Consider the following 24,394-nt stretch of genomic DNA (forward strand, 5'->3'; position numbering starts at 1 on the left):
ATGATTTTTCAAATCCTACTTATTCTCGTTTTATTGATATTAGGCTATTTTGTCGGCTCTCATCTCGAGAAAAAACATTATCAGTCGATCATAAAACGTGAAGAAATGCTCCGAGATATCCCCGCTGTTGCAAGTAAAATACTTCCGCCAGGTTCGGAGAACTTCAATCAAGTGTTGGTTATGGGGAATGTCACCATATCGGTCGATTATTTCAAACGATTCTTAGCAGCTTTGCATAACTTTTTTGGTGGTCGAGTCACGTCCTATGAGTCACTGCTTGACCGTGCACGTCGCGAAGCTATCTTAAGAATGAAAGAAGAGGCGGCAGTCCTTAAAGCCACGCTGGTGCTCAATATAAAGTATGAAACCGCCTCGATCTATAAAGGTGGTGGTAAGGCAATTGGTTCTGTCGAGGTGCTTGCCTATGGTACGGCGATGATTCCTAAGGCAAGTATTGATGCAGTATGAAAACCCAAAGATACCAGAAGGTATTAATGTAACTAAAGTACACCCGTTAAAAACCTTTGCGATTTTAGTTTCAGGGCTATTAGTTATGTTGCTAGTAGGTGCTTGGTTGTTAGGCTTTGGTGGTGGGTATCTTGCGAGTAAAATCCCATATTCGCAAGAACAGCGCATAGCAGATAGTTATGAAGGTGATGCTGGGCTTGAGCAGACAGAGTTACTCCGCTATCTCCAGGCGTTGGCTGACAAGCTTAGTCAGCAAATGAATTTAGAAGACGGAATGGATATTACTATCCATTATGTTGATGAAGGAGTCGATAACGCTTTTGCGACCATTGGTGGTCATATTTTCTTATATCGTGGCTTGCTTGAGAAGCTTCCACATGAGAATGCCTTGGCGATGTTAGTCGCTCATGAAATTGCGCATGTAAAGCACCGAGACCCAATCGTTTCTATTGGGCGTGGTGCTGCGATTTCAGTCGGGATGAAATTGCTATTGGGGGATGCTAGTCCTAGCTTGCTCGGGAATGCAGGACTGTTAACTCAAATGCGCTTTGGTCGGGATATGGAAACTAAAGCTGATCAAGCTGGCTTGGTTGCGGTAAATACTATTTATGGTGGTGTGACAGGCGCATTGGCACTTTTCGAGATTCTTGATGGAATTGAAGATAATGGTTTAGTTAAATCACCTGAATTTTTATCGACACACCCGGCAAGTGAAAATCGCTTGGATGAATTAAGAGAAATTGCCAACCGCAATGGTTGGAGTATGGATAACACTCCGGTGCCTTTTCCAGAGTTTTTTAATCGAAGCTTGTTACTTAGGTAGCTTTTTTGCTAATTAGACTCCGATAAGTACAGCTTGCCTCCTATTACGGGCCATTGATCGCTTTTGTTACCGTTGGGACTTTTTGGGTTATAAATACGCTTTGGAATATGGGATAGTTACCCTACTAGCCACAAGGGCATAGCTTCTTAATTAGCTAGATTAAAAATAAATTTTCGGTGAAGGAATGAAAGTAACGTTTATATCCCCCTAAGACGTTATCTGCTCGACCTTCTCACGTGTTACGCGAATTATTAATTTCATATTGCCACAAATCTAAATATATATTTGGGTGTCACAAGCGCACCTGTTACCCAGTTTACTGTTGTTAGACCCCTAGAGTTCCTATGGACTCGTTTTTACATTAAGGTGCCCCCCTTTGTGTATACCTTGAGTCAGGCCTTTTTGGTCTGGCTTTTTTTATGTCTAATACAGTAAATCTAGCTGGGGTATTTAGACCAAAAACAAACCTCTTGTGTTAATATTCTTGTTTATTGGCAATTCTGCCAACCGACAGTTTAAGTGAGGTTTCCGTGTATCAATATATTGACACTCAACAGGCACTGACAGACTTTGTAGCTCAAATTCGGTCATGTGAATGGATTGTGATTGATACCGAATTTATTCGCGAAAAAACCTATTACCCGCAACTTTGTTTGATTCAAATTGCAGCGGGTGAGCATATGGCGTGTATTGATCCCATTGCCATTGAGGATTTGTCAGAGTTAGATGTCATTTTCCATGACCCTAAGGTGGTGAAGGTGTTCCATGCCGCTCAGCAAGATCTAGAAATTCTGTATTACAGAAGTGGCAAAGTACCAGCACCGATTTTTGATACTCAGCCTGCTGCTTCAATTTTAGGTGTTGGTGAGCAAATTGGTTACGCTGGCTTAGTCGAAAATTTACTGGGTGTGTCTTTAGCTAAAGCTGAGTCGCGTACAGATTGGTCTAAGCGCCCGCTAAGTAAAGCTCAGCTGGAGTATGCGATTGACGATGTACGTTACCTACAACAGCTATATCCGGTTATATTGGAAAAGCTGAAAGAAGGTGGTCGTACTAATTGGCCAAGTCGTGATTTCGATCGTTTAACAAATTCTGATACTTACCAGTTAAATTCAAGAACTCGCTGGCAAAAGGTTAAAGGTTTACAAAACTTAAACCGCCAACAACTTTCAATTTTACGAGAGTTGGCCGCGTGGCGTGAAGAAGAAGCGGCTAAGCGAAATCGCCCAAGACGCTGGATTGTTGCTGATGAGATTCTAGTCGATTTAGCGCGATTACAACCATCGGACCTTGATGGTGTTCAAGCTATTCGTGGTTTAAATTCAGACCAAGCAAAGCGTTATGCAGAGATTTGGTTTGACTGCATGATTGCTGGTCGTGAAGCGCCTGAAAGTGAGTGGCCAGAAATGAAGCGTCGTATGAAGCCTTCGCTTGATATTGATATTTTAGCTGACTTATTAATGGTGGTGATTCGTTTAGAGGCTGAAAAACAAGGAATCACTGTGTCGGCAATTGCGAGTAAAAAACAAGTTGTTACCATGCTTCAAGAAGGTCGCAGTACGTTGTCGGATGATTGGCGTGGTGAGTTGGTCAATGAAGCGATTGCTAGTGTGCGTGAGCAACAATCAGTGTTGACTGTGATTGATGGTAAAGCACAGTTATTAACAAATTCATAATTAGAGTTAGCTATGTCTGGAAACAGTTTCGGAAAATTATTTACAGTGACTTCCTTCGGTGAGAGTCATGGTTTGGCAATTGGTTGTATTGTGGACGGTTGTCCTCCAGGTATGGCGCTGACGGAGGAAGATATTCAAGGTGATTTGGATCGTCGTCGTCCGGGTACAAGTCGTCATACGACTCAGCGTCGTGAGCCAGATGCTGTGCAAATTTTGTCGGGTGTATTTGAAGGTAAAACAACAGGCGCGCCAATTGCCTTAGTGATTAACAATGTTGATCAGCGTTCAAAAGATTATTCTAATATTTTAGATCGTTTTCGTCCTGGTCACGCTGACTATACGTATTATAAAAAATATGGTTTCCGCGATTATCGTGGTGGTGGTCGCTCTTCTGCGAGAGAGACAGCCGTTCGTGTTGCCGCTGGTAGTATTGCGAAGAAATATTTATTAGAGCGCTGTGGTGTTCAAGTTCGAGGTTACTTGTCTCAGCTTGGCCCGATTAAAGCTGAAAAGTTTGACTGGGAAGAAGTAGAGCGTAATCCGTTCTTTTGTCCAGATGTAGATAAAGTAGAAGAAATGGAAAACTACATGGATGCTTTGCGTAAAGAAGGCAATTCTATTGGTGCGAAAATTTCGGCTATTGCAACGGGCGTGCCTGTTGGTTTAGGTGAGCCTGTATTTGATCGCTTAGATGCGGACTTAGCTCACGCGATGATGAGTATTAATGCTGCAAAAGGTGTTGAAATAGGTGCGGGCTTTGATTGCATCACTCAAAAAGGAACGGAGCATCGTGATGAGATTACGATGGAAGGTTTCTTAAGTAATCATGCTGGTGGCGTGTTGGGTGGTATTTCTTCGGGACAAGATATTATTGTTCACACGGCATTTAAACCAACATCAAGCATGCGTTTGCCAGGCCGAACAGTTGGGCTTGATGGGCAACCAAAAGAAGTCATTACAAAAGGTCGTCATGATCCTTGTGTTGGTATTCGAGCAACACCTATTTGTGAAGCAATGCTTGCGATTACATTAATGGATCACTTGTTAAGACATCGTGCTCAAAATGCTGATGTGACTACTGAGTTACCTGATATTCCTGCACAGGCATAATAAGTAAGACTTATATTATTTGTTTTGTAGGTATAAAAAAAGCCCCTTGATATTTAGCATATCACGGGGCTTTTTCGTAGGCTGCTTTATGAAAGGCCGTAATAAGTGTGCATCGCGACTAGTATCTCATCTCGCCAAATCATCCCAATCAATCCAGCAAGTGCCAGCCAAGGCCCGTAAGGAGTAGGGTGGCTATCTTTCTGTTTACGCATTTTCATCATGATAATCCCTATGACGGCACCCAGAAGAGCAGATGCAAAAATAGTAAAGGGTAGAATTTGCCAGCCACCCCATGCGCCAAGTGCAGCCAGAATCTTAAAGTCACCAAACCCCATGCCTTCTTTTTTCGTTAATAGCTTAAATAGCTGATAAACAATCCATAACGACATATAGCCGACAATCGCACCTAGCACTGCTTCATGTAGACTGATAAACAGGTTGTTGTAGTTAGCGATTAAACCTAGCCACATGAGCGGTAATGTTAGGCTGTCTGGTAATAGCATTGTCTTGGCATCAATCATTCCTAGTGTGATCAATGTCCAAGTGAGTATTAGTAGACTCATCATTTGCCAGCCATAGCCAAACTTCCATGCGATCAACATAGATACTAATGCTGTTGCAATCTCGACAAGAGGGTACTGGATTGATATACCCGTTTTACAACCTTTGCACTTTCCTTTAAGGAGCAAGTAACTAAGCACCGGAATATTCTCTAGCGAAGAAATTTTGTGGTTGCAGGTTGGACAAATAGAGCGAGGAACAAATAAGTTAAAACGTTCTCTTTCTTTGGGTACAAAGTCAGGGTTGTCTTGATTTATGTGAGCATCACACTCGTCATCCCACTCACGCTCAAGCATGACTGGGATTCTATAAATAGCAGCATTAAGAAAGCTACCAATGAGTAATGAAAAAATACCAACAACAATAATCAGAAACACAGGATATTGCTGAAGGATTGCAAGTAGTTGCATGCGAAAAGTCCCCTAGTCACGCGGTAACGTGGTGATACAATTAATATCAGGCCTGAAAGACCTGATAAGTTTTAGTGTGTCGTTTGCTGTTAACCAACAACGGCGCCCAGCTTGAAAATTGGTAAATACATCGCAATAACAAGTCCACCAACAATGACACCAAGAACAGCCATAACTAAAGGCTCTATTTGTTTAGATAATGTATCAACTAAATCATCAACTTGCTCTTCAAAGTAGTCAGCCACTTTATTGAGCATTTCTTCTAGTCGTCCAGACTCTTCACCAATTTTGGTCATTTGAACAACCATGCTTGGGAAGCGTTGAGACGTTAACATAGAGGTGTTTAATTGCACACCTTTTGAAATGTCATCTTTGATCTGTAGCGTTGCATTAGCAAACAAGCGGTTGCCTGTACTGCCGGCAACAGAGTCCATAGCTTCTACCATAGGAACACCAGCTGCGAACATTGTTGATAGGGTTCTAGAAAAGCGGGCTATAGCCGACTTCTCTATAATAATGCCCATGACAGGTATTTTTAATACAACAGTATCAATAAGCACATTGAACTTTTCTGATCGTAGCTTTGCTTGCTTAAATGCAAAGCCTATGACTACCACTCCTAAAATCGGTTGCCACCATGACGATTGCAACCATTCAGACAGGCCAATAACCCATAGGGTAAAGGCTGGTAAGTCGGCACCAAAGCCATCAAAGATACTTTGGAATTGTGGGATAACAAATATCAACATGATTGCAGATACTACTAAAGCCATAATTAACACCATGATTGGATACATCATGGCCTTTTTAACTTTGGCTTTCATCGATTCGGTTTTTTCTTTGTAAGTGGCTATTTTTTCTAGCATATCTTCAAGTGCACCAGAGTGTTCACCGGCTTTTACTAGGCTTACAAATAAATCGTCAAAGTGTTTAGGGTGATAACTTAGTGCTGTTCCCAAGTCTGCACCGCTTTCTATATCTGAGCGAAGTTTTTTGATCAAGGTTTGCATTGCAGCATTCTCATGACCATTGCCAATTAGCTCTAAGGATTGCACAAGAGGTATACCAGAGCGCATCATTGCAGTAAGTTGTCTAGCAAAGTGTGCGATATCGGCAGGTTTAATTGTCCCCCCCATTAGTGGCTTACGCTTAGGTTTTATCCATTTAGGATTAATGCCTCGACGTCTCAATGTTGCACGTAGCATGTTGGCATTAGCCGACTGCTCCTCACCGCGAACTTTTACGCCAGCCTTATTCTTTCCCTCCCAAATAAACGTAGGAACTTCTTTCGGAGCAGAGCTTTTTGCTAGTGTTGCCATAATTAATCCTTAGTCACTCGTTCGACTTCGTCTATTGTAGTAATACCTTCGCGTACTTTTTCGAGGGCTGATTGTCTGAGGTCGCTGATGCCTTCTGTTTGTGCAAGTGCAGCAAGTTCAATAGCATTTCCGTTTTCCATTACCAGTTTTTCCATATTTTCAGAGATGGGCATAACTTGGTAAATACCGACTCGACCTTTATATCCATTCGAACATTGTCCGCAGCCGACAGCCTCATATATCGTTAACGTATCAAGCTCACTTTCCTCAAACCCCATCTGGGTAAGTGTGTCATGTGGAATGTCAGCAGGACGTTTGCAGTGTTTGCATAGGCGTCGTCCAAGTCGCTGAGCAACAATTAAATGTACTGTTGAAGCGATATTAAAAGGCGGGATACCCATGTTTAAAAGACGGGTCAATGTCTCAGGCGCACTGTTGGTATGTAGTGTTGATAGAACCAAATGACCTGTCTGTGCCGCTTTGATTGAGATCTCAGCAGTAGGTAGGTCTCGTATCTCACCAACCATAATTATGTCGGGATCTTGACGAAGGAAGGCGCGAAGAGCGCTAGCAAATGTGAGTCCGACCTTCTCGTTAATATTTACCTGATTAATGCCCGCTACCTGAATTTCGGCAGGATCTTCAGCGGTTGAAATATTCTTCTCTGAAGAGTTAAGTAAGTTCAAGCAAGCATAGAGGCTTACGGTTTTACCACTACCTGTTGGGCCTGTAACGAGAACCATTCCGTCAGGTACTGAGATAGCCTCTAGTAAATCTGACTTTTGCTTAGGGCTAAAGCCTAGGTTCTCGATACCTAATGATGCAGTATCCGAATCTAAGATACGCATAACGATCTTTTCACCGTATAGCGTTGGTAATGTGTTTACACGAAAGTCGATGAACTTATCTTCGCCCATTTGAAAGTGAATACGGCCATCTTGTGGGATACGTCTTTCCGATGAATTAAGCTCTGACATCACTTTGATTCTAGAGGTCAATTTACGAGAAATGCCCTTTGGCGGCATACTAACAACCTGCAAGATGCCATCTATTCTAAAACGAACCCGAAGGATTTTTTCATAGGGCTCAATATGTATATCCGAAACGCCTTTTCTGATCGCGTGAGACAGTAGTTCATTAACAAACTTGGTGACGTCAATAACCTCATCATCGTCATCTTCGTCTTTCTTCTGAAGGGTTGCCGTTCCAACAACTAAATCTTGTGTGTGTGACGTTGAAGATATGACTAATCCAGTTGCAACATCTTCACCTCTGTCCGCCCCGAAAACCATTTTACATAGCTTGTCATGCTCAACGATGACGGGCTCAGGCACTAGTTTAGTGGTGACTTTTATATCACCAAGCTCGAAACCAAAGTGAGGGTCTGATACAGCAATAAATAACGCACCACCTATTTGAAATAGGGGAACTGCCATGAGCTTGCGCATCATTTCTTCTGGGATTAACTGTTGTACTTCAATAGAAATATCGACTGCATCTAAATCAACTAAACTCAAACCGTATTGATTACTGCAAGCAACCGCTAGCTCTAAAGGGTCAACAAGTTGACGCTCCAGCATGTGAGTAACAATAGGTTTTTTTCGGTCAGCTGCATCTCGTACCGCACGAATTGCATCTTCACGATTAAGTTCGCCACTAGTGACAAATGTCTGGACGATTGCGGGCAATGAGAGATCAGTATTAGTGGGCATTTTTTATAATTATTTTTATGATTTATAAGGTCATGCTACGACGATTTAATGGCTGGAAAAAGCTTCATCAGATAGTCGGTTTGTCGTTACATCAACCTTGACAACTGCCATTTTTTATTTGTACTAAAGTATGCCTAATGCTTTTAAACCTCAGCTGAATAGCTACACACATAGTTCGAAGGCGCTAGTGATGGTAAGTATGTTATTATGCGTTAAAACAAAATAAAGAGAGATTCATGCCAGTACACGGGGATAAGCGGGGGCTTTTTCAGCACAATAATACCGCTCACAATACGCACATCATGTGTATTGTAAAAAATGTTGAACAGTTTAATAGCGTTACAGGAGTATGTGTTTAATGGCCATGACACGTATTATAGGTATAGATCCAGGTTCACGTATCATGGGTATTGGGATCATAGACAGTGATGGACGCTACAATAAACACGTCTTCAGTACATGCGTTCGTATGGGTAAAGAGTCATTTCCAGAGCGCTTAGGTATTATCTACCGTGCGATTACAGATGTCATTCAAACTCACCAGCCACAGCAAATGTCGATAGAAGATGTTTTCGTATCCAATAACCCATCCTCCGCGTTAAAGCTTGGGCAAGCACGAGGGGCTGCGATTTGTGCTGGGGTTATTAATGGGTTGGAAGTTCACGAATACACGGCGCGTGCGGTAAAGCAGTCAGTGGTGGGTAAAGGAAGTGCTGATAAAGACCAAGTTATGCACATGGTGAAGATATTATTAAACCTATCAGGCAAGCTTCAAGTGGACACTTCTGATGGCTTGGCTATTGCACTTTGCCACGCACACAACGGTGCCTATAAAACTAAAATTGCACAGGCCTTAGGAAAGTGATAACAATGCCAATTATCTGTAAAACTAATGAGAAACTCGCATGATAGGAATGCTCCGCGGCAAACTGATTTATCGACAAGCACCTGAGTTAATGCTGGACGTCAATGGTGTTGGTTACGAGCTACAAGCCTCGATGACAAGTTTTTATGACTTGCCTGAATTAGGGGAAGAGGTCACGCTTCATACTCACTTTATCGTTCGTGAAGATGCTCAGATACTGTACGCATTTAGCTCAACCACTGAGCGTGAACTATTCCGTACACTATTAAAAGTAAATGGTGTTGGTCCAAAAATGGCCTTAGCTATTGTCTCTGGAATGACAGTTAATGAATTTGCTGAACGTGTTCGTGCTGGTGATGCTGCAGGTTTAACGCGCCTACCGGGAGTGGGTAAGAAAACAGCGGAACGTTTAATTATTGAGATGCGTGATCGCTTACCTAAAGATGATGGTACGACACAGTCGATACCAAAGCAGGATCAGCTTGACATGCAGAGTGACCCAGAGGAAGAGGCGATCAACGCCTTATTAGCGCTAGGTTACAAACCAACTGAAGCAAGTAAAATGATCAGTCGTCAAGGTAATCAAGGGTTTTCAGTGGAAGTCATGATTCGTAATGCGCTTAAGGACTCCTTGTCATGATGGAAGATGACGGTCGGGTAATTTCGCCTGTTGCAGGGCTAGAAGAGCTTGTTACGGAAGAAAAAATTCGTCCGCAGTATTTAAAAGACTATATTGGACAGCCCGCCGTTCGCGAGCAAATGGAAATATTTATTCCTGCGGCAAAGGCGCGAGGCGAAGCGCTGGATCATGTGCTAATTTTTGGCCCACCGGGTCTGGGTAAAACCACACTTTCACATATTATAGCTAACGAGTTAGGCGCTAATTTGCGTCAAACATCTGGGCCCGTGTTAGAAAAAGCCGGTGATTTAGCTGCATTGTTGACGAATTTAGAGCCTCATGATGTGCTATTCGTGGATGAGATCCATCGTCTTAGCCCTGTTGTAGAAGAGATTCTTTATCCTGCAATGGAGGACTTTCAGCTAGACATTATGATCGGAGAAGGGCCAGCCGCACGTTCAATTAAGTTAGACCTTCCGCCATTCACTCTTGTCGGTGCGACAACGCGAGCGGGTTTACTTACTTCTCCATTGCGTGACCGATTTGGTATTGTCCAGCGGCTTGAATTCTATAATGTTCCTGACTTACAATACATCGTATCTCGAGCTGCGGGTATTTTGGGTGTCGATATTGATGACGCAGGTGCTTATGAAATAGCCCGCCGTGCACGTGGAACGCCACGAATTGCTAACCGACTGTTAAGACGAGTGAGAGACTATGCTCAAGTAAAGGCTAACGGGTCTATTGATGCAGAGGTCGCAGATCAAGCATTGAATATGTTGAATGTAGATCAGCAGGGCTTTGATCACATGGATAGGCGGCTGCTATTAGCCGTGCTAGAAAAATTTGAAGGCGGGCCTGTGGGTGTGGATAATGTTGCTGCCGCCATTGGTGAAGAGCGTGGCACGATCGAAGATGTACTGGAGCCATACTTGATCCAGCAGGGTTATTTAATGCGCACTCCTCGGGGTCGTATGGCGACTAAGCTTGCTTGGAATCATTTCTCACTCTCCATACCGGATGAGAAAAAGTAATCGTAAAGCTTTGTAAATGAAAAGGCTCCTTAAGTAATAAAATGATAATTTGGAGAAATTGTGCCGGACACTAAACTAAATCCAGAGTTGTTTGTATTTCCTCTACGGGTCTATTACGAAGATACCGATGCTGGAGGGGTGGTCTACCACTCTAATTATCTGAATTTTTTTGAACGATGCCGTACAGAATGGTTACGTCATTTAGGTTATGAGCAAGACGAATTGCGAGGTAGCCATTCCGTTCTGTTTGTTGTTCGTAATATAAATATAGATTATTTGAAACCAGCACGGTTTAATCAGCAACTAATGATCACAACTGAGGTCACAGAGTTGGGTGCGTGTAACATTATCATGCATCAGCAGGTACTCCTTGGTCGAGGCTCAGGGGAAGTTGAGGTACTTGCAAAGGGCAGTGTTAGCCTAGTGAGTGTCGATAGTGAAAAATTTAAACCAAAACGGATTCCTGACATGATCAGGCAGTCATTATTATCAACGGAAGTTCAAACGTAGCTTGCCAAACGCCAAGGGGAATACTTGAATGTCATTTGACCATTCAATTTTGTCATTAATATTAGAAGCTAGCATCGTCGTGCAAGTTGTTATGGGGCTGTTGTTGTTAGTCTCGTTGATTTCTTGGGCTATCATTTTTGTTAAGTCTTCTCAGATTAGTAAAGCTCGACGCAGCCAAGAGCGTTTCGAAAAGCGTTTTTGGAGTGGTGTATCCCTCGATAAGCTTTACGATGATTTGTCTGCAACGCATGCTAAAAGCGGACTGGAAAAAATGTTCTTTAGCGGCTTTCACGAGTTTTTAAGAGCACGCCATACCGGCGGTGGGTTACAAGTGCCTGCTGTTGTTGGTGCACAGCGTGCGATGCGTGTAGCTGAGTCTCGTGAATTAGAAAAACTAGAAAACAACTTATCTTTCCTTGCAACCGTTGGTTCAACAAGTCCTTATGTAGGTCTTTTTGGAACGGTTTGGGGCATCATGAATTCCTTTTTGTCGCTTGGTCAAATGCAGCAAGCTTCTTTAGCCGTGGTTGCACCAGGTATTGCAGAAGCTTTGATTGCGACAGCAATGGGTCTTTTTGCAGCGATACCTGCAGTTATTGCCTACAATAAATTCAGTGATGGCGTCGACCGTGTTGCAACAAGTTATGAAAACTTCCGTGAAGAGTTTACGACCTTGCTAGAACGTAACAATAAATCTAGCGGAGTATAGTCATGGCGCGTCGTAACCGTGGCGGTCGCAGAGCGATGGCTGAAATGAATGTTGTTCCCTATATTGACGTGATGTTGGTGCTGTTAGTTATCTTTATGGTAACTGCCCCAATGATGCAAACGGGTGTTGAGCTTAATCTGCCAAGTGCAGACACAACCCCTATCGTCAATGAGAGTGGTAATAGTGCATTGATTATTTCAGTGGATGAGTCTGGACAGTATTTTATTGATGATAGTGAAGCGTTGAACTTAGAAGGGCTAAGTGATCGAGTGAACTTGGAGCTTAAAGGTGTTACTACGCGACCTATTTATATCCGTGCTGACAAGGAAGTCGCTTATGGCTTCCTGATGCAAGCAATGGCTGTTGCTCAGCAAGCGGGTGCAACTAATATCGGCCTGATGGCTGATCCTGACGCGCTTAAATAATCATGATTAAGTCGTTGCTCAGGCATCCAGTTGCGTTGCTGCTAACAATCATTTTACATGTGCTTATTGCGCTATTGTTTGTGGTTAGTTTCAATATTAATGTTATTGATAGTGGAGATGGTCAAGTAACGCCAGTGCAGCTTATTGTTGATAACGCTGCTGTGCCTAGTGTGACGTCAGATGTTGCAGAGTCTTTAGCTGATCTAAAGCAATCTGAGTCGTTAAGAATTGCGGCAGAGGAGCTTGCAAAAGCAGAGCTGGAAAGGAAAGAGCAAGAAGACGCTGAAAAAGCATCAGCTGCAGCGGCAAGTCAGGCGGCAGTATTAAGAAAAGAAGCAGAGGATGCCGAAGCGCGTACTCAACGTGCGGCAGAGGAAGCGAAACAAGCAAAGCTTGAGGCTGAGCAAGAATCGAAAACGAAAGCGGCGCAAGAGGCAAAAGTAAGAGCAGCACAGCTAGCTGAAGAAAAAGCTAAGCAGGCTGCGCAGGAAGAAGCAGATAGAAAGCGTGTTGCTGAGGTCGCTAGAAAAGAAGCGGCAGTTCAAGCAGCGTTAGCTGCAAAGAAAGTAAAGGAAGCTGCAGAAGCTAGAGCCGCGCAAGAAGCAAAGAAAAAAGCTGCTGAAGCTAAGCGGATACAAGAGATAGTTGCGGCCAAAGTACGTGCTGAAGCGTTAAAGAAAAAACAAGAACAGGATAAAGCACGAGCCAAGGCAGCAAAAGAAGCCGAAGCATTACGTGCAAAAAAACAGCGAGAAGAGCAGGCGAGAATTGCCAAGCAAAAAGCTGAAGAAGAAAAGCGTAAACGGGATGCTGAAAATAAACGATTAGCCAAAGAGCGAGCTGATAAAGCATTGGTCGCTAAGCGTCGTGCTGAGTTTGAAGCTAAGAAAAAAGAAGATGCACGTCAGAAAAAATTAGCAGCAGATAAAGCTGCTGCTGAGAAGGTGCGTTTAGCGGCAGAAAAAGTGCGTTTAGCCGCCGAGCAGGCACGTAAGAAAAAAGAAGCAATTGCAAAAGCTCAGGCTGATAGGGCGCGTAAAGCAGCAGAAGCAAAGAGAGCGGCTGCGGCTGCGAAGAGGGCTCAAGAGGCAAAGAGAGCTAAGGCAGAAGCAGATCGAAAGCGTGTTGAAGCAGCCCGACGAAGAGCAGAAGAAAAACGTAAAATAGAGGCCGCTGCGGCAGCCGCTGCAAACCAGCGACGAGCAGATCAGCAAGCACAGCAAAGAGCGTTGAAGCAGTGGGGCGATCAGATAACCCGACACGTTAGGCAGCGTTGGTACCCGCCACCGGGTACGAGTGGGTTGTTAGCAAAAGTACAGGTTCAAGTGAGTTCAAGTGGGTATATTAAAGGGATTCGTTTTGTAGAGTGCCGTGATCAAGGTTTTTGTGCGTCCATTGAGGATGCCTTCAAGCGCTCGGAGCCTTTACCTAGCCCACCACGAAATGTATTTGAACGAACATTAATGATTACGATGGATAACTGATGAAAATTAATAAAATTCGTAGCTTGATATTTTTATTGGCAATAAGTGTCATGGGGTCTGCATTGGCAGATCTAGAATTAAGAATATCTAAGACAAGTAGCCGAGGTATTCCAGTCGTTATAGCGCCAATGGCTGGTGGAGCGCATGCGATTATTGAGGCTGATCTTAACCGAAGCGGTCGTTTTAAGATCGTTAGCTCACAGCGAGCTACAAATATGGCGACGTTTGGCGGTGCATTAGAGCCGGGGCGCTTAAAGATGCTAGGTGCTGCTTTCTTAGTCCGTGGAAGACGCACCGGTGCAGGTTTGGATATTGAGATTGTGTCAACAGCAACCGGTAAGCGTGATGCCAGTTATCGGATTGGCAATCTACCTAATCAGCGTAGAGTTGCTCACCAAGCGGCAGATAAGATATTTGAACAACTAGTAAAGATCAAAGGCGCATTTGATACGCGTTTAGTATACGTTACAGTAACAGGGCGAGCGATTAGTGATCGGGTATATAAGCTATTTGTTGCTGACGCAGATGGGTATAATCCACGTGCAATATTGACGTCTCGAAAGCCAGTAATGTCCCCAAGTTGGTCGGCTGATGGTAGTCAGATTGCTTATGTGTCATTTGAGCGCGGTACACCAGCCATTTATGTACAAAACATATTTACTGGTCAGAAGCGTATGGTATCTTCTCGACGTGGAATTAATGGTGCGCCAAGTTGGTCACCGGATGGAAGTAAGCTGGCTTTAAGTCTATCAGTTGATGGTAACCCTGAAGTCTATATATTGAGTCTTACTAACGGTGCTTTTAAGCGGCTGACTAATTCTCGTGCAATTGATACAGAGCCGAATTGGACGAAGGATGGTCGATCGATTATATTTACCTCTGATAGAGGCGGAAGACCACAGCTTTATAAAATGTCAGCAAGTGGTGGCAGCTCGCGAAGAGTTACATTTGATGGTAGTTACAATTCAGCGGCAGATGTCGTTGGTGATAAAATCGCGTTTGTGCGCCGAGTGTCAGGTGCCTTTCGTGTTGCTATAATGGAGGACGGTCAGCGTGGGGCTAGAGTTGTGTCAGATGGGCGTTTTGACGAATCCCCTTCCTTAGCACCGAATGCAACAATGGTTGTATACGCCACGCAAAATAAAGGGCGCGGAACCTTATCGGTAGTTAGTGATAATGGTTACGCTAAGCAAGAATTATTATCTCCAGGGGGCGACGTTCGCGAGCCTGCTTGGTCACCTTATTTAAGATAAAAAGGAAATACCAATGAAACCTATTAAATGGATGATTCCTCTGGTTGCGGTAAGCGTACTAGTGTTGAGTGGTTGTTCTCAAATGCAGCAAAAAGTTGAAACAGCTGAAGCTGGTAATCGTATTACAACGGGTACTGGGGCTAACTTATCTGGTCGTACTGGTGTAACAACAGCAGGTAATGCGTTACGTGGATCATCTGCGTTAGGTAATCGCTCGACGTCTAGCTTTGGTGGTGCATCAAGCAGTACTTATGGTGATGGCCGTGGTAATCTAGTTAATGGCATCGGATCTAATGGATCATCTCCGTCTACTACTGGCTTAGGTGGTTCTGGAATTGGTGGGTCGAATTCTAGTAGCTTTGGTGCTTCTGATAACCGTTTAGGTGGTTCAGGCGGAGACTATAAGGTTACAGATCTTAATGACTCTAATAGTATCCTGTCTCGTCGTGTAATCTACTTTGCATATGACCAGTCGACTATTGAGCCAGAGTATTTTGAAATTCTTGATGCTCATTCTGAACTTTTAGCGAGTAATCCGAACCTAACTGTTAGATTAGAGGGTCATGCTGACGAGCGTGGTTCACGTGAGTACAATGTGGCACTATCTGAGCGTCGTGCTCAGTCTGTTAAGCAGTTCATGGACTTGAAGGGTGTAGGTTCTGAACAGAATCAAACAGTTGCATACGGTGAAGAGCTTCCAGTTGATCCAGGTCATACTGAGGCTGCATGGAGTAAGAATCGCCGTGTGGAGATTAAATACATAGGACGTTAATTATATGCTTTATATCTTGCGCAAATCTCTAATGAGCGCAGGTTTGCTGTTTGTGCTGGTGTCATCACCAGCACAGGCTGTTACACCTGACGAATTATTTGAAGTATTGCAGCGTATTGAATCGCTAGAAAACGAAGTAAGATTTCTTCGTGGTGAAAATGAACAACTTCGATATGACATTGAAGATGTGAAGAGTACACAGAAGTCTACTTTCATCCGTATCGATGACAGAATGGATGACTTGATGCGATCAGTAAGCTCTTCAAGTTCACGTATGTCTGCACCTGTTGCGCCAAAAGTTCCTTTAGCACCTACTAAGCCAGCTAAAAAAGTGGTTAAACCTATGTTGCAGCAGGTTAGTGTTCCTGCAGTAGTTAAACCTGTTGTGAAGGTTGCTGAAGATAAAAAAAAAGCACCAAAAGTACAGTTGGTATCAAAGCCAGTAGTTAAGCAGGTAAAGCCTGTTGCGCCATTGCCTATTGTTAAAGTATTGCCGGCTACAATAAAGCCAGTAACACCGGCGAAGCCAGAAGAGCAGCGTGAGTACAATATTGCATTTGCTAATATTAAACCAAAACCTTCTCAGGCAATTCGTCAGTTTCGTGATTTTCTAAAAAAGTACCCTAAGAGTCCACTTGCTGCAAATTCGCAGTATTGGTTGGGTGAGGTAATGTACTCAAGTAGGAATTATCGCGGTGCAATTGATGAGTTTGTGGTTGTACTTGAACAGTACAGTGATAGCTCAAAAGCACCTGATGCTGCTATTAAGTTGGGCTACAGTTTTTACGAAATGAAAAACTGGGTTTATGCGCGTCGAACATTGCAAGATGTTGTGCGTAATTTTCCAAAGACTCAGGCGGCTGGTTTAGCAGAAGCTCGTTTGGCAAAGATGAAGAAAGAGAACTTATATTAAGTTATAGTTTTTTAGTTTTCGATAGAAACAAAAAAGCCTGATCATTGATCAGGCTTTTTTGTTGAAGCGGTTATTGAATAAAGAAATTAATCTTCCTCAACAAACGTTCCGATTGCACCAACTTTTTCTCTCACTTCAATAACGTTATCTGAGTGAACAACTACAGTAATTGCTGCAGTAACGTCAGTGAATAGGTGAACGCCAACTTCGTGCTCACCCACTGTGCGGATCGGGCCTTCTGGCATACGAATATCGCGACGCTCAACTTCAAAACCAAGTGCTTTAAGTGACTCTGCAACTTCGTGGTTTGTAATTGAACCGAACAGTTTACCTTCTTGACCAGCGTTAGCTTCAAGCTTGATAACAGTACCGTCGATTTTAGCGCGGATAACTTCAGCAGCAGCAGTTGCTTCAGCAGCAACCTTTTCTAGTCCAGCACGAATCTCTTCAAAAGCTTCAATGTTAGCTTTAGTTGCGATTTTAGCTTTACTACGTGGTACTAAATAGTTACGTGCAAAACCTGCACGTACGTTGACAACTTCGCCCAAAGAGCCAAGGTTATCAATTTTTTCCATCAAAATGACTTGCATGATAATTTACCTATATTGAGCAGGTTTTACTTGTGCTGATCCGTATAAGGGATCAGAGCCAGGTAGCGCGCACGCTTGATAGCAGTAGCCAATTGGCGCTGGTATCTAGCTTTCGTGCCAGTTACACGACTAGGTACAATCTTACCTGTCTCAGTAATGTAGGCTTTTAGGGTATCAAGATCTTTATAATCGATCTCTTTAACGTTCTCCGCCGTGAAACGGCAGAATTTTTGACGTCGAAAATAACGTGACATAATTGACTCCGAGAATTAGGCGTTAGAGACTGGTGCAGGCTTACGAGTAGGCTTCTCTTCAGCTTTTTCTTTGCTAAGCAAAGACGCTTCAGTATCAGCACCACCGTCGCGACGGATTGTCAGATTACGCAAAACAGCATCGTTGAAACGGAAAAGATCTTCCAATTCAAATAATGTCTTGCTGTCACATTCGATGTTCATAAGAACGTAATGTGCTTTATGTAACTTAACAATTGGGTAAGCCAAAGGACGACGTCCCCAGTCTTCCAAGCGGTGTACAGCGCCGCCGTTGTCAGTCATCAACTTGCTATAACGCTCGATCATAGCAGGAACTTGTTCGCTCTGGTCTGGATGAACCAGGAACACAACTTCATAATGTCTCATTTAGAGATTCCTTATGGTTTAAACAGCCCTCTATATTTATAGGAGGGCAAGGAAGGGCCGAAACCCAGTAGGGTCGCGATTATCTTTGAATTAGCGAGTGTTGTCAATGCGTAGAATACGCCACTGCTTTAGTCGGAGATTTTTTCGAGTGAATCGTGAATTTTTGACTGCAAGTCATCAAGCCGAGTAATCACATCAATGTCGATGTTTTGAACCTGGCTTTGTGACTTCAACATGTCATGGGCTATATTGATAGCGGCCATAACAGCAATCCGCTCAATCCCAATCACTTTGCCGGTATTGCGGATTTCGCGCATTTTTTTATCGACGTGCTCTACGGACGCCAGTAATGCGTCCTGCTCACTCGGTGGGCAGGAAATATTGTATTCTTTATCAAGAATTTTTGCTGCAACGGGTATTGGAGTGTCAGACATATAATATTTAGGTCCTAGGAATTTTCCATGGCTTTCAAACGCATAATCATTGCTTCCACTTGGGTGCGAATTTTATCGTTCTTGGCATGCAGCTCGGCACGGTCTTTAATGAGCTGCGTTTCTTTGAGTTTCAAGGACTGATTATCCTCAAACAAGCGATTACTTATTAGCATCAGCTTCTCTAAGGTTTGTTCCAATTCAAGCACTTGTTCTTTTAGTCGTGCGTCTGTGTTGTTTGTATCCATAATAACTCATCTTAGTCTAGAGCAGAAAGGCGGGTCAAACAATTTGCTAAATGATACTATAGGCCACCTTTAAATGTATCAGAAGATTGTTATGGATCAAGCACTCAATTACGCCGATGTGGCAGACTGTTTAGATAGAGCCGGCCTAGATGTACTTGCTTCTGAAGTACATGCTATTGCCTGTGGTATTTTAATAGGCAACATCTCGGCAGATAAAATCAAATGGGTACAAGAGTTAGTGCCTAACCTAGAAGCTGGCGATGTGCTGCAGCAACAAGGTGTGCGTGAGTTAGGTAAGCTGTTTGATAGCGCTCAGCGCGATCTGCAAGATAGCCAACTGCGTTTTGAACTTTTTTTACCTGACGAAGAAGAATCACTTGTAAGTCGTATGGAAGCATTGCAGGACTGGTGTCAGGGCCTTATTCTTGGCTTAACCATGGCCGGCATTACAGATTACAAAAACTTACCTGAAGACTCTCGAGATTTACTAGAAGACTTCGTGAATATCGGCACATCCGGTGAGTTTGATTTTGATGCGGACGATCAAGAGTCTGAAATAGCTTATACCGATATCTCACAATATGTACGCGTTGGTGTGTTGCTCATTAATGAAGAGTTACAACCAATGAAACAGAGTAATACAATTCACTAATTTGTTGGAACGAAGGTATGAAAAATAATAATCCCAATTTACCTGCGACAGAATTTGCGGAACGTCGCAAACAGCTGATGGAAATGGTCGGGCCTGACGGTATTGTGATTGTGCCATCAGCGAGTTTACTCACCCGTAATCGTGATGCTGAGTTTCCATTTCGTCAAGATAGTAGCTTTCAATACCTGACTAATTTTAATGAGCCAAGTGCCGTTGCTGTCTTTATTCCAGAGCGTGAAGAAGGAGAGTTCATACTCTTTTGTCGTGAAAAAGACCCACTGACAGAGCGCTGGACTGGCCGTATGGCAGGTCTTGAGGGAGCAAAAGCTGATTATCAAGCAGATGACGCATTCCCAATAGATGATATTGACGAAATTTTGCCAGGCTTATTAGATCGTCGCGAAACAGTTCACTATAGTATGGGTGAAAATACTGAGTTTGATCAAAAGGTTATGTCTTGGGTGAATACCCTTAAAGCACAAGTCAGACGGGGTGGCCATCCGCCACAAGAGTTCATATCGCTCGACTTAATTTTACACGATATGCGTTTGTACAAAACTAAAGCTGAAATCAAATTAATGAAGCATGCTGCAAAAACATCGGTGAAAGCCCATGAGCGTGCAATGACAATTTGTGAACCAGGTTTAAATGAAGGCCAGCTAGACGCTGAATTCTTACATGCATTTCGTTGGGATGGCATGGTGCCTGCCTACACTTCTATTGTTGGCGGTGGTGAAAATGCCTGCGTCCTGCATTATATAGATAATAATGAAGTGCTAAATGATGGTGACTTAGTGCTTATTGATGCAGGTGCTGAATACCACTGTTACGCGAGTGACATCACACGTACCTTTCCAGTAAACGGTAAGTTTAGTGAGCCGCAGCGTCAAATTTATCAGTTAGTTTTAGACTCACAATACGCTTCGATTGAAGCCTCTCAACCCGGTAACACTTGGGATGCACCACACTCAGCCGCAGTTGAAGTCATTAGTAAAGGGTTGATTGAGTTAGGCTTACTCGAAGGTGACCTAGAAAGTGTCATTGAGTCTGGCGCGTACCGTGAATTCTTTATGCACAAAACTGGCCATTGGTTAGGTTTGGACGTACACGATGTTGGTGATTACAAAATTGACGATGAGTGGCGTGTACTTGAAGCAGGTATGGTACTGACGGTTGAGCCGGGTATTTATATTTCTCCTAGTGATACTGTTGATAAAAAATGGTGGAATATCGGCGTTCGTATCGAAGATGATGTTGTCATTACACGTAAAGGTAATGAGGTACTTACCGGAGCTCTAATTAAAGAGGTGGCTGATATCGAAGCGCTGATGGCAAAAGGTCAGGCCGCTAGAGGCGGGTAAATTCATGCAAACAGCTTCCTATGATGTGTTGATTGCAGGTGGTGGAATGGTAGGCGCAAGCCTAGCCGTTGCACTGAGTCGTTTACCCTTAAAAATTGCTTTAGTGGAAGCGTATCCTTTAAACGATAGTGGTCAGACAGCTTATGATGATCGAGCCATTGCACTGTCTTATGGCTCTAGCCAAATCCTTAAAGGTATGGGTGTTTGGTCTTCGATAGAGGCTGCTGCTAGCGCAATTAACAGTATTCATATCTCTGATCGTGGTCACTTTGGTGCGACACGTTTAACGGCTGAGCAACAAAAAGTGCCAGCGTTGGGTTACCTGATTCAAAGCCGTGATTATGGGGAGGTCTTGCAGCAAGCTTTAATCGATAGTGATGTCAGTCTGCTGCAACCTGCTTCTGTTTCAGGGTTATTAAATAATCACTCTGAAATTGAAGTCTCTATTCAAAATAACGATGACAAGCTTGATGTTAAACAGGTGACAACAAAACTACTCGTCGCTTGTGATGGTGCTAACTCAGCAATAAGAGAAATGTCTGGGATAGAGTCTACCGTTCATGATTACCAGCAAGTCGCTATCATCGCGAATATCAGTACGAGTAAACCCCACAAAAACCAAGCGTTTGAACGTTTTACCGAGCAAGGGCCAATCGCGCTGTTGCCAATGTCTAAAAATCGAAGCTCCTTAGTTTGGACGCTTACAGTCGATAATTACCAAGCAATTTTAGACTTAGATGATGCTTCATTTTTAAAAGCTCTAGGCGAAGCGTTTGGTTATCGCCTCGGTCGCTTTACTAAGGTTGGAGCGCGTAGTGCCTTTCCTTTAAAGCTAACGACCGCGAATAATCTGATTGCTCCTCGTGTTGCGATTGTCGGTAATGCAGCGCATGCACTTCACCCCGTTGCAGGACAAGGTCTGAATTTAGCGTTGCGTGACGTTGCCGATTTGGCAGAACAAGTAGCACAAGCGTTAGATAATGATCAGGATATCGGCAGTATGAGTGTGTTGCACGAGTATGCTGAACAACGACAGTCAGATACCCAAGCGACGGTACGTTACACCGACTCGTTAGTTAAACTATTTTCCAATGATAACTTTTTGCTTGGTCACGCACGTGCGGTAGGCCTAATGGCGGTCGATCGTTTGCCACTATTTAGACAGTTATTAGCCAAACAAAGTATGGGTTTAACGCACCGTAAATCGCGCCTGTCGCGAGGCTTACCCTTACTAAAGGAGCCGTTAAAATGAGTGTGAAGACTCAAGAGTTTGACGTCGTTATTATTGGTGCTGGAATAGTCGGTGCTACTTTAGCTTCGCTCTTAGCAAAGACGAAATGTAAAATTGCAGTGGTTGAGTCAAAGCTTGCAGAAACGTTTAACCCTGACAGTGACTTTGATTTGCGGGTTTCTGCTATTAGCCGTGCCTCTCAGCGAGCGCTAGAAAGCGCAGGGGCTTGGCAAAGTATCTTAGACAAACGTGCTCACCCTTATCAGACTATGCATGTCTGGGATCAGGGTGGTAGTGGTGAAATACGGTTTGACGCACAAGATGTTGGTGAGCCAGATATTGGTTGTATTATTGAAAATACCGTCATTCAAAGTAGTTTGTTTGAAGTGTTACAAGCAAGTACCGCGATACAGCTTTTTTGCCCATCACAACTGACGAGTTTATCCCAAAGTGGTGATGCGCATATTGTTATTTTAGACACGGGTGAGCAACTCAAGTCACGACTAGTGATTGGTGCGGATGGTCCTAGATCACCAGTGCGTGAGCTAGCAGGTTTGTCAGTCAGTCGTGAAGACTATGCTCAGAAAGGGTTGGTTACTGTTGTTAAAACAGAAAAACCTCATCAAGATACTGCATGGCAGCGTTTTTTGTCAGGCGGCCCATTAGCCTTTTTACCGCTAAATCAAGGCTATAGCTCAATCGTTTGGTCATTACCTGCAGATGTGGCTGACCGTATGTTGACGCTTGATGATGATGAATTTAAGCGCCAACTAGCAGAAGCTTTTGAGAATAAACTTGGGCAGGTGACAGAGGTAAGTACGCGTGTCGCTTTTCCTTTGGTCGGCTCTCATGCTGAACATTATGTTGTACCAGGTGTTGCCTTATTGGGTGACGCTGCTCATACCATTCACCCGCTAGCAGGTCAGGGTGTAAATTTGGGGATTAAGGATGCAGTTGCCTTGGCTGACATACTATTGCCGCTATCAACACGAGAGTGGGGGAGCTTTAAGCGATTGCGTCAATATGAACGTGCTCGTAAAGGCGATAATCTCGTCACGCTAAAAGCAATGGAAGGGTTTAAACTACTGTTTGGACACCATTCTTCTATCGTAAAACAGACTCGTAATACGGGGCTGAACGTACTTAACGCCATGCCTATGGTTAAGCAAAAAATAATGCGTCAGGCGATGGGCTTATAAAACACTTATAAAAAGTAAGAAGGGTACAAATGGATCTGATTCAAACATTTGCAGCACTCATTAGTTTAGCCGCCTTGTTTAGTTATATAAATCATCGCTTTGTGAAATTGCCAACGACTATTGGTCTACTCGTGATTTCGCTATTGCTTTCTTTGGCTTTAATCGGCTTAGGTAAGCTGGGTTTTCCGTTAGAGTCTTACGCTCAAGCGTTGCTCGAGGAAGTAGATTTTAACAAAGCACTGATGCAAGGGATGTTGAGTGCCTTGCTCTTTGCGGGTGCTTTGCACGTTAGTTTAGAGTCACTGAAAGAACAGCGATGGCTAGTGGCAGTACTGGCTAGTGTGGGCGTTATAAGCTCCACGTTTATGGTTGGCTTCGCGTCCTTCTATGTTTTTGAGTGGTTTGGGCTGGGCATTCCGTTGATTTACTGCTTGCTGTTCGGTTCATTGATTTCACCAACAGACCCGATTGCCGTACTCGGTATTCTTAAGCATTTAGGTGCACCTAAGTCACTTGAAACTAAGATCGCTGGTGAGTCGTTATTTAATGACGGAATCGCGGTTGTAGTGTTCTTAGTGTTGCTTGGCATCGCAGGGGCAGGTCATGACAGCGAGCCTGTCAGTGTATCAAGCGTGATGATCTTGTTCCTTCAAGAAGCCGTTGGTGGTGTTGGTTTTGGTTTGATCGCGGGTTATATCGTATTCCGTATGCTGGCTAGTATTGATAATTACCAAGTAGAAATTTTGCTAACTCTGGGTTTAGTCTTCGGTGGTTACGCGCTAGCAAGTGCGTTGCATATCTCAGGGCCAATCTTCGTTGTTGTTGCAGGTTTGCTAATCGGTAATCGTGGCCGTAAATATGCAATGTCAGACAAGACTCGTGAGCATCTAGATGACTTCTGGGAACTGATCGACGAAATTTTAAATGCGATTTTATTCGTGTTAATTGGTTTAGAAGTACTAGTATTAAGCTTTGATGTGACATACATCTATGCTGGTTTAGTGATGATTCCATTGACGCTTACCGCACGTTTCATCAGTGTGGGTATTCCCGTTTCAATCATGAAAAAGCATAAGACATTCACACCTAAAATTATTCGTATTTTGACATGGGGTGGTTTGCGTGGTGGTATTTCAATTGCTTTGGCACTAACGCTGCCTGTTGGCGAGTCACGAGAAGCATTACTAGTCATCACTTATGTTGTTGTTATCTTCTCAATTATTGTTCAAGGTCTAACCATTGGTAAATTGGTTAACCCAGAGTAGTCACTTTACATTTCTAGTGACTTGTTGAATAATTAATACACAAAATAATGGTTTTTATCTTCCCCCCGATTATAGATAAAGATCATTATTACTTTTGAATGATGTTGTGTGTGTGT

At 43.4% G+C, this 24,394-nt stretch carries 27 protein-coding genes; 19 read left to right on the forward strand and 8 right to left on the reverse strand.

Features of this window, described 5'->3' with window-relative positions; all coding sequences use genetic code 11:
- The 4 genes from DKT75_RS14695 (at position 1) to aroC (ending at position 4,077) form a co-directional block, all read left to right on the forward strand.
- Positions 1-468 (forward strand): YbjQ family protein, encoded by a 468-nt coding sequence (locus tag DKT75_RS14695; RefSeq protein ID WP_109824192.1) that lies wholly within the window; start codon positions 1-3, stop codon positions 466-468.
- Positions 458-1,291, forward strand: a complete 834-nt coding sequence (locus DKT75_RS14700) for a M48 family metallopeptidase (protein ID WP_109824193.1) — start codon at positions 458-460, stop codon at positions 1,289-1,291. The genes DKT75_RS14695 and DKT75_RS14700 overlap by 11 nt, the downstream gene beginning before the upstream one ends.
- 530 nt (positions 1,292-1,821) lie before the next feature.
- Positions 1,822-2,967 carry a ribonuclease D gene (rnd, locus tag DKT75_RS14705; RefSeq protein ID WP_109824194.1) on the forward strand — a complete coding sequence of 382 codons (1,146 nt, stop codon included), beginning with the start codon at positions 1,822-1,824 and terminating at the stop codon, positions 2,965-2,967.
- Positions 2,968-2,979: 12 nt separating this feature from the next.
- Positions 2,980-4,077, forward strand: a complete 1,098-nt coding sequence (gene aroC, locus DKT75_RS14710; RefSeq protein WP_109824195.1) for a chorismate synthase — start codon at positions 2,980-2,982, stop codon at positions 4,075-4,077.
- An 86-nt stretch (positions 4,078-4,163) separates the two neighbouring features.
- On the opposite strand, the gene DKT75_RS14715 is transcribed toward aroC, so the two are convergent.
- The 3 genes from DKT75_RS14715 to pilB all read right to left on the reverse strand — a co-directional run bounded on the left by DKT75_RS14715 (position 4,164) and on the right by pilB (position 8,079).
- A complete protein-coding gene (locus DKT75_RS14715; protein WP_109824196.1) occupies positions 4,164-5,048 on the reverse strand; it encodes a prepilin peptidase in 885 nt (294 codons plus the stop codon).
- An 89-nt stretch (positions 5,049-5,137) separates the two neighbouring features.
- Positions 5,138-6,367 carry a type II secretion system F family protein gene (locus DKT75_RS14720; protein WP_109824197.1) on the reverse strand — a complete coding sequence of 410 codons (1,230 nt, stop codon included), beginning with the start codon at positions 6,365-6,367 and terminating at the stop codon, positions 5,138-5,140.
- A gap of 2 nt (positions 6,368-6,369) precedes the next feature.
- Positions 6,370-8,079, reverse strand: a complete 1,710-nt coding sequence (gene pilB / locus DKT75_RS14725; RefSeq protein WP_109824198.1) for a type IV-A pilus assembly ATPase PilB — start codon at positions 8,077-8,079, stop codon at positions 6,370-6,372.
- A gap of 358 nt (positions 8,080-8,437) precedes the next feature.
- Here pilB and ruvC point away from each other — a divergent pair, with 358 nt between their 5' ends.
- The 10 genes from ruvC to ybgF are packed head-to-tail and all read left to right on the forward strand — an operon-like array spanning position 8,438 to position 16,663.
- On the forward strand, positions 8,438-8,944 hold the full coding sequence (gene ruvC / locus DKT75_RS14730) for a crossover junction endodeoxyribonuclease RuvC (protein WP_342767360.1): 507 nt from the start codon (positions 8,438-8,440) through the stop codon (positions 8,942-8,944).
- A gap of 40 nt (positions 8,945-8,984) precedes the next feature.
- Positions 8,985-9,584: a Holliday junction branch migration protein RuvA gene (gene ruvA, locus DKT75_RS14735; protein ID WP_109824199.1), complete on the forward strand. Its 600-nt coding sequence runs from the start codon at positions 8,985-8,987 to the stop codon at positions 9,582-9,584.
- Positions 9,581-10,597: a Holliday junction branch migration DNA helicase RuvB gene (ruvB, locus tag DKT75_RS14740; RefSeq protein WP_109824200.1), complete on the forward strand. Its 1,017-nt coding sequence runs from the start codon at positions 9,581-9,583 to the stop codon at positions 10,595-10,597. Before ruvA ends, ruvB begins: the two co-directional genes overlap by 4 nt.
- 60 nt (positions 10,598-10,657) lie before the next feature.
- Positions 10,658-11,107, forward strand: a complete 450-nt coding sequence (gene ybgC / locus DKT75_RS14745) for a tol-pal system-associated acyl-CoA thioesterase (RefSeq protein ID WP_109824201.1) — start codon at positions 10,658-10,660, stop codon at positions 11,105-11,107.
- A gap of 28 nt (positions 11,108-11,135) precedes the next feature.
- The gene (gene tolQ / locus DKT75_RS14750) at positions 11,136-11,816 is read left to right on the forward strand and encodes a protein TolQ (protein WP_109824202.1); all 681 of its coding nucleotides are present in this window, start codon (positions 11,136-11,138) and stop codon (positions 11,814-11,816) included.
- Positions 11,817-11,818: 2 nt separating this feature from the next.
- The gene (tolR, locus tag DKT75_RS14755) at positions 11,819-12,241 is read left to right on the forward strand and encodes a protein TolR (RefSeq protein WP_109824203.1); all 423 of its coding nucleotides are present in this window, start codon (positions 11,819-11,821) and stop codon (positions 12,239-12,241) included.
- A 2-nt stretch (positions 12,242-12,243) separates the two neighbouring features.
- Positions 12,244-13,725 (forward strand): cell envelope integrity protein TolA, encoded by a 1,482-nt coding sequence (tolA, locus tag DKT75_RS14760; RefSeq protein WP_109824204.1) that lies wholly within the window; start codon positions 12,244-12,246, stop codon positions 13,723-13,725.
- The gene (gene tolB / locus DKT75_RS14765) at positions 13,725-14,978 is read left to right on the forward strand and encodes a Tol-Pal system beta propeller repeat protein TolB (protein ID WP_109824205.1); all 1,254 of its coding nucleotides are present in this window, start codon (positions 13,725-13,727) and stop codon (positions 14,976-14,978) included. The genes tolA and tolB overlap by 1 nt, the downstream gene beginning before the upstream one ends.
- Positions 14,979-14,991: 13 nt before the next feature.
- Positions 14,992-15,750: a peptidoglycan-associated lipoprotein Pal gene (gene pal, locus DKT75_RS14770; protein ID WP_109824206.1), complete on the forward strand. Its 759-nt coding sequence runs from the start codon at positions 14,992-14,994 to the stop codon at positions 15,748-15,750.
- A gap of 4 nt (positions 15,751-15,754) precedes the next feature.
- The gene (gene ybgF, locus DKT75_RS14775; RefSeq protein ID WP_109824207.1) at positions 15,755-16,663 is read left to right on the forward strand and encodes a tol-pal system protein YbgF; all 909 of its coding nucleotides are present in this window, start codon (positions 15,755-15,757) and stop codon (positions 16,661-16,663) included.
- 86 nt (positions 16,664-16,749) lie between these two features.
- On the opposite strand, the gene rplI is transcribed toward ybgF, so the two are convergent.
- From rplI to DKT75_RS14800, 5 genes are all read right to left on the reverse strand, one after another.
- Positions 16,750-17,253, reverse strand: coding sequence for a 50S ribosomal protein L9 (rplI, locus tag DKT75_RS14780; RefSeq protein ID WP_109824208.1), 504 nt, complete (start codon positions 17,251-17,253; stop codon positions 16,750-16,752).
- 26 nt (positions 17,254-17,279) lie between these two features.
- Positions 17,280-17,507, reverse strand: coding sequence for a 30S ribosomal protein S18 (gene rpsR / locus DKT75_RS14785; RefSeq protein WP_109824209.1), 228 nt, complete (start codon positions 17,505-17,507; stop codon positions 17,280-17,282).
- A gap of 15 nt (positions 17,508-17,522) precedes the next feature.
- On the reverse strand, positions 17,523-17,891 hold the full coding sequence (rpsF, locus tag DKT75_RS14790) for a 30S ribosomal protein S6 (RefSeq protein ID WP_109824210.1): 369 nt from the start codon (positions 17,889-17,891) through the stop codon (positions 17,523-17,525).
- Between the two features lie 128 nt (positions 17,892-18,019).
- Positions 18,020-18,325, reverse strand: a complete 306-nt coding sequence (locus DKT75_RS14795; RefSeq protein WP_109824211.1) for a cell division protein ZapA — start codon at positions 18,323-18,325, stop codon at positions 18,020-18,022.
- A gap of 14 nt (positions 18,326-18,339) precedes the next feature.
- Entirely contained in the window at positions 18,340-18,570 is a 231-nt protein-coding gene (locus DKT75_RS14800; protein ID WP_109824212.1) for a TIGR02449 family protein, read from the reverse strand.
- Positions 18,571-18,661: 91 nt separating this feature from the next.
- On the opposite strand from DKT75_RS14800, the gene DKT75_RS14805 reads away from it, so the two are divergent.
- The 5 genes from DKT75_RS14805 to DKT75_RS14825 are packed head-to-tail and all read left to right on the forward strand — an operon-like array spanning position 18,662 to position 24,278.
- Positions 18,662-19,222: a UPF0149 family protein gene (locus tag DKT75_RS14805; RefSeq protein ID WP_158278883.1), complete on the forward strand. Its 561-nt coding sequence runs from the start codon at positions 18,662-18,664 to the stop codon at positions 19,220-19,222.
- Positions 19,223-19,239: 17 nt separating this feature from the next.
- The gene (locus DKT75_RS14810; RefSeq protein WP_109824214.1) at positions 19,240-20,583 is read left to right on the forward strand and encodes an aminopeptidase P N-terminal domain-containing protein; all 1,344 of its coding nucleotides are present in this window, start codon (positions 19,240-19,242) and stop codon (positions 20,581-20,583) included.
- A 4-nt stretch (positions 20,584-20,587) separates the two neighbouring features.
- Positions 20,588-21,835, forward strand: coding sequence for a 2-octaprenyl-6-methoxyphenyl hydroxylase (ubiH, locus tag DKT75_RS14815; protein ID WP_109824215.1), 1,248 nt, complete (start codon positions 20,588-20,590; stop codon positions 21,833-21,835).
- Positions 21,832-23,013 carry a UbiH/UbiF/VisC/COQ6 family ubiquinone biosynthesis hydroxylase gene (locus DKT75_RS14820; protein WP_109824216.1) on the forward strand — a complete coding sequence of 394 codons (1,182 nt, stop codon included), beginning with the start codon at positions 21,832-21,834 and terminating at the stop codon, positions 23,011-23,013. Before ubiH ends, DKT75_RS14820 begins: the two co-directional genes overlap by 4 nt.
- A gap of 29 nt (positions 23,014-23,042) precedes the next feature.
- Positions 23,043-24,278 (forward strand): cation:proton antiporter, encoded by a 1,236-nt coding sequence (locus tag DKT75_RS14825; RefSeq protein WP_109824217.1) that lies wholly within the window; start codon positions 23,043-23,045, stop codon positions 24,276-24,278.
- Positions 24,279-24,394: the final 116 nt, after the last annotated feature.

The sequence above is a fragment of the Leucothrix arctica genome, assembly GCF_003172895.1.
GTDB classification, from domain to species: domain Bacteria; phylum Pseudomonadota; class Gammaproteobacteria; order Thiotrichales; family Thiotrichaceae; genus Leucothrix; species Leucothrix arctica.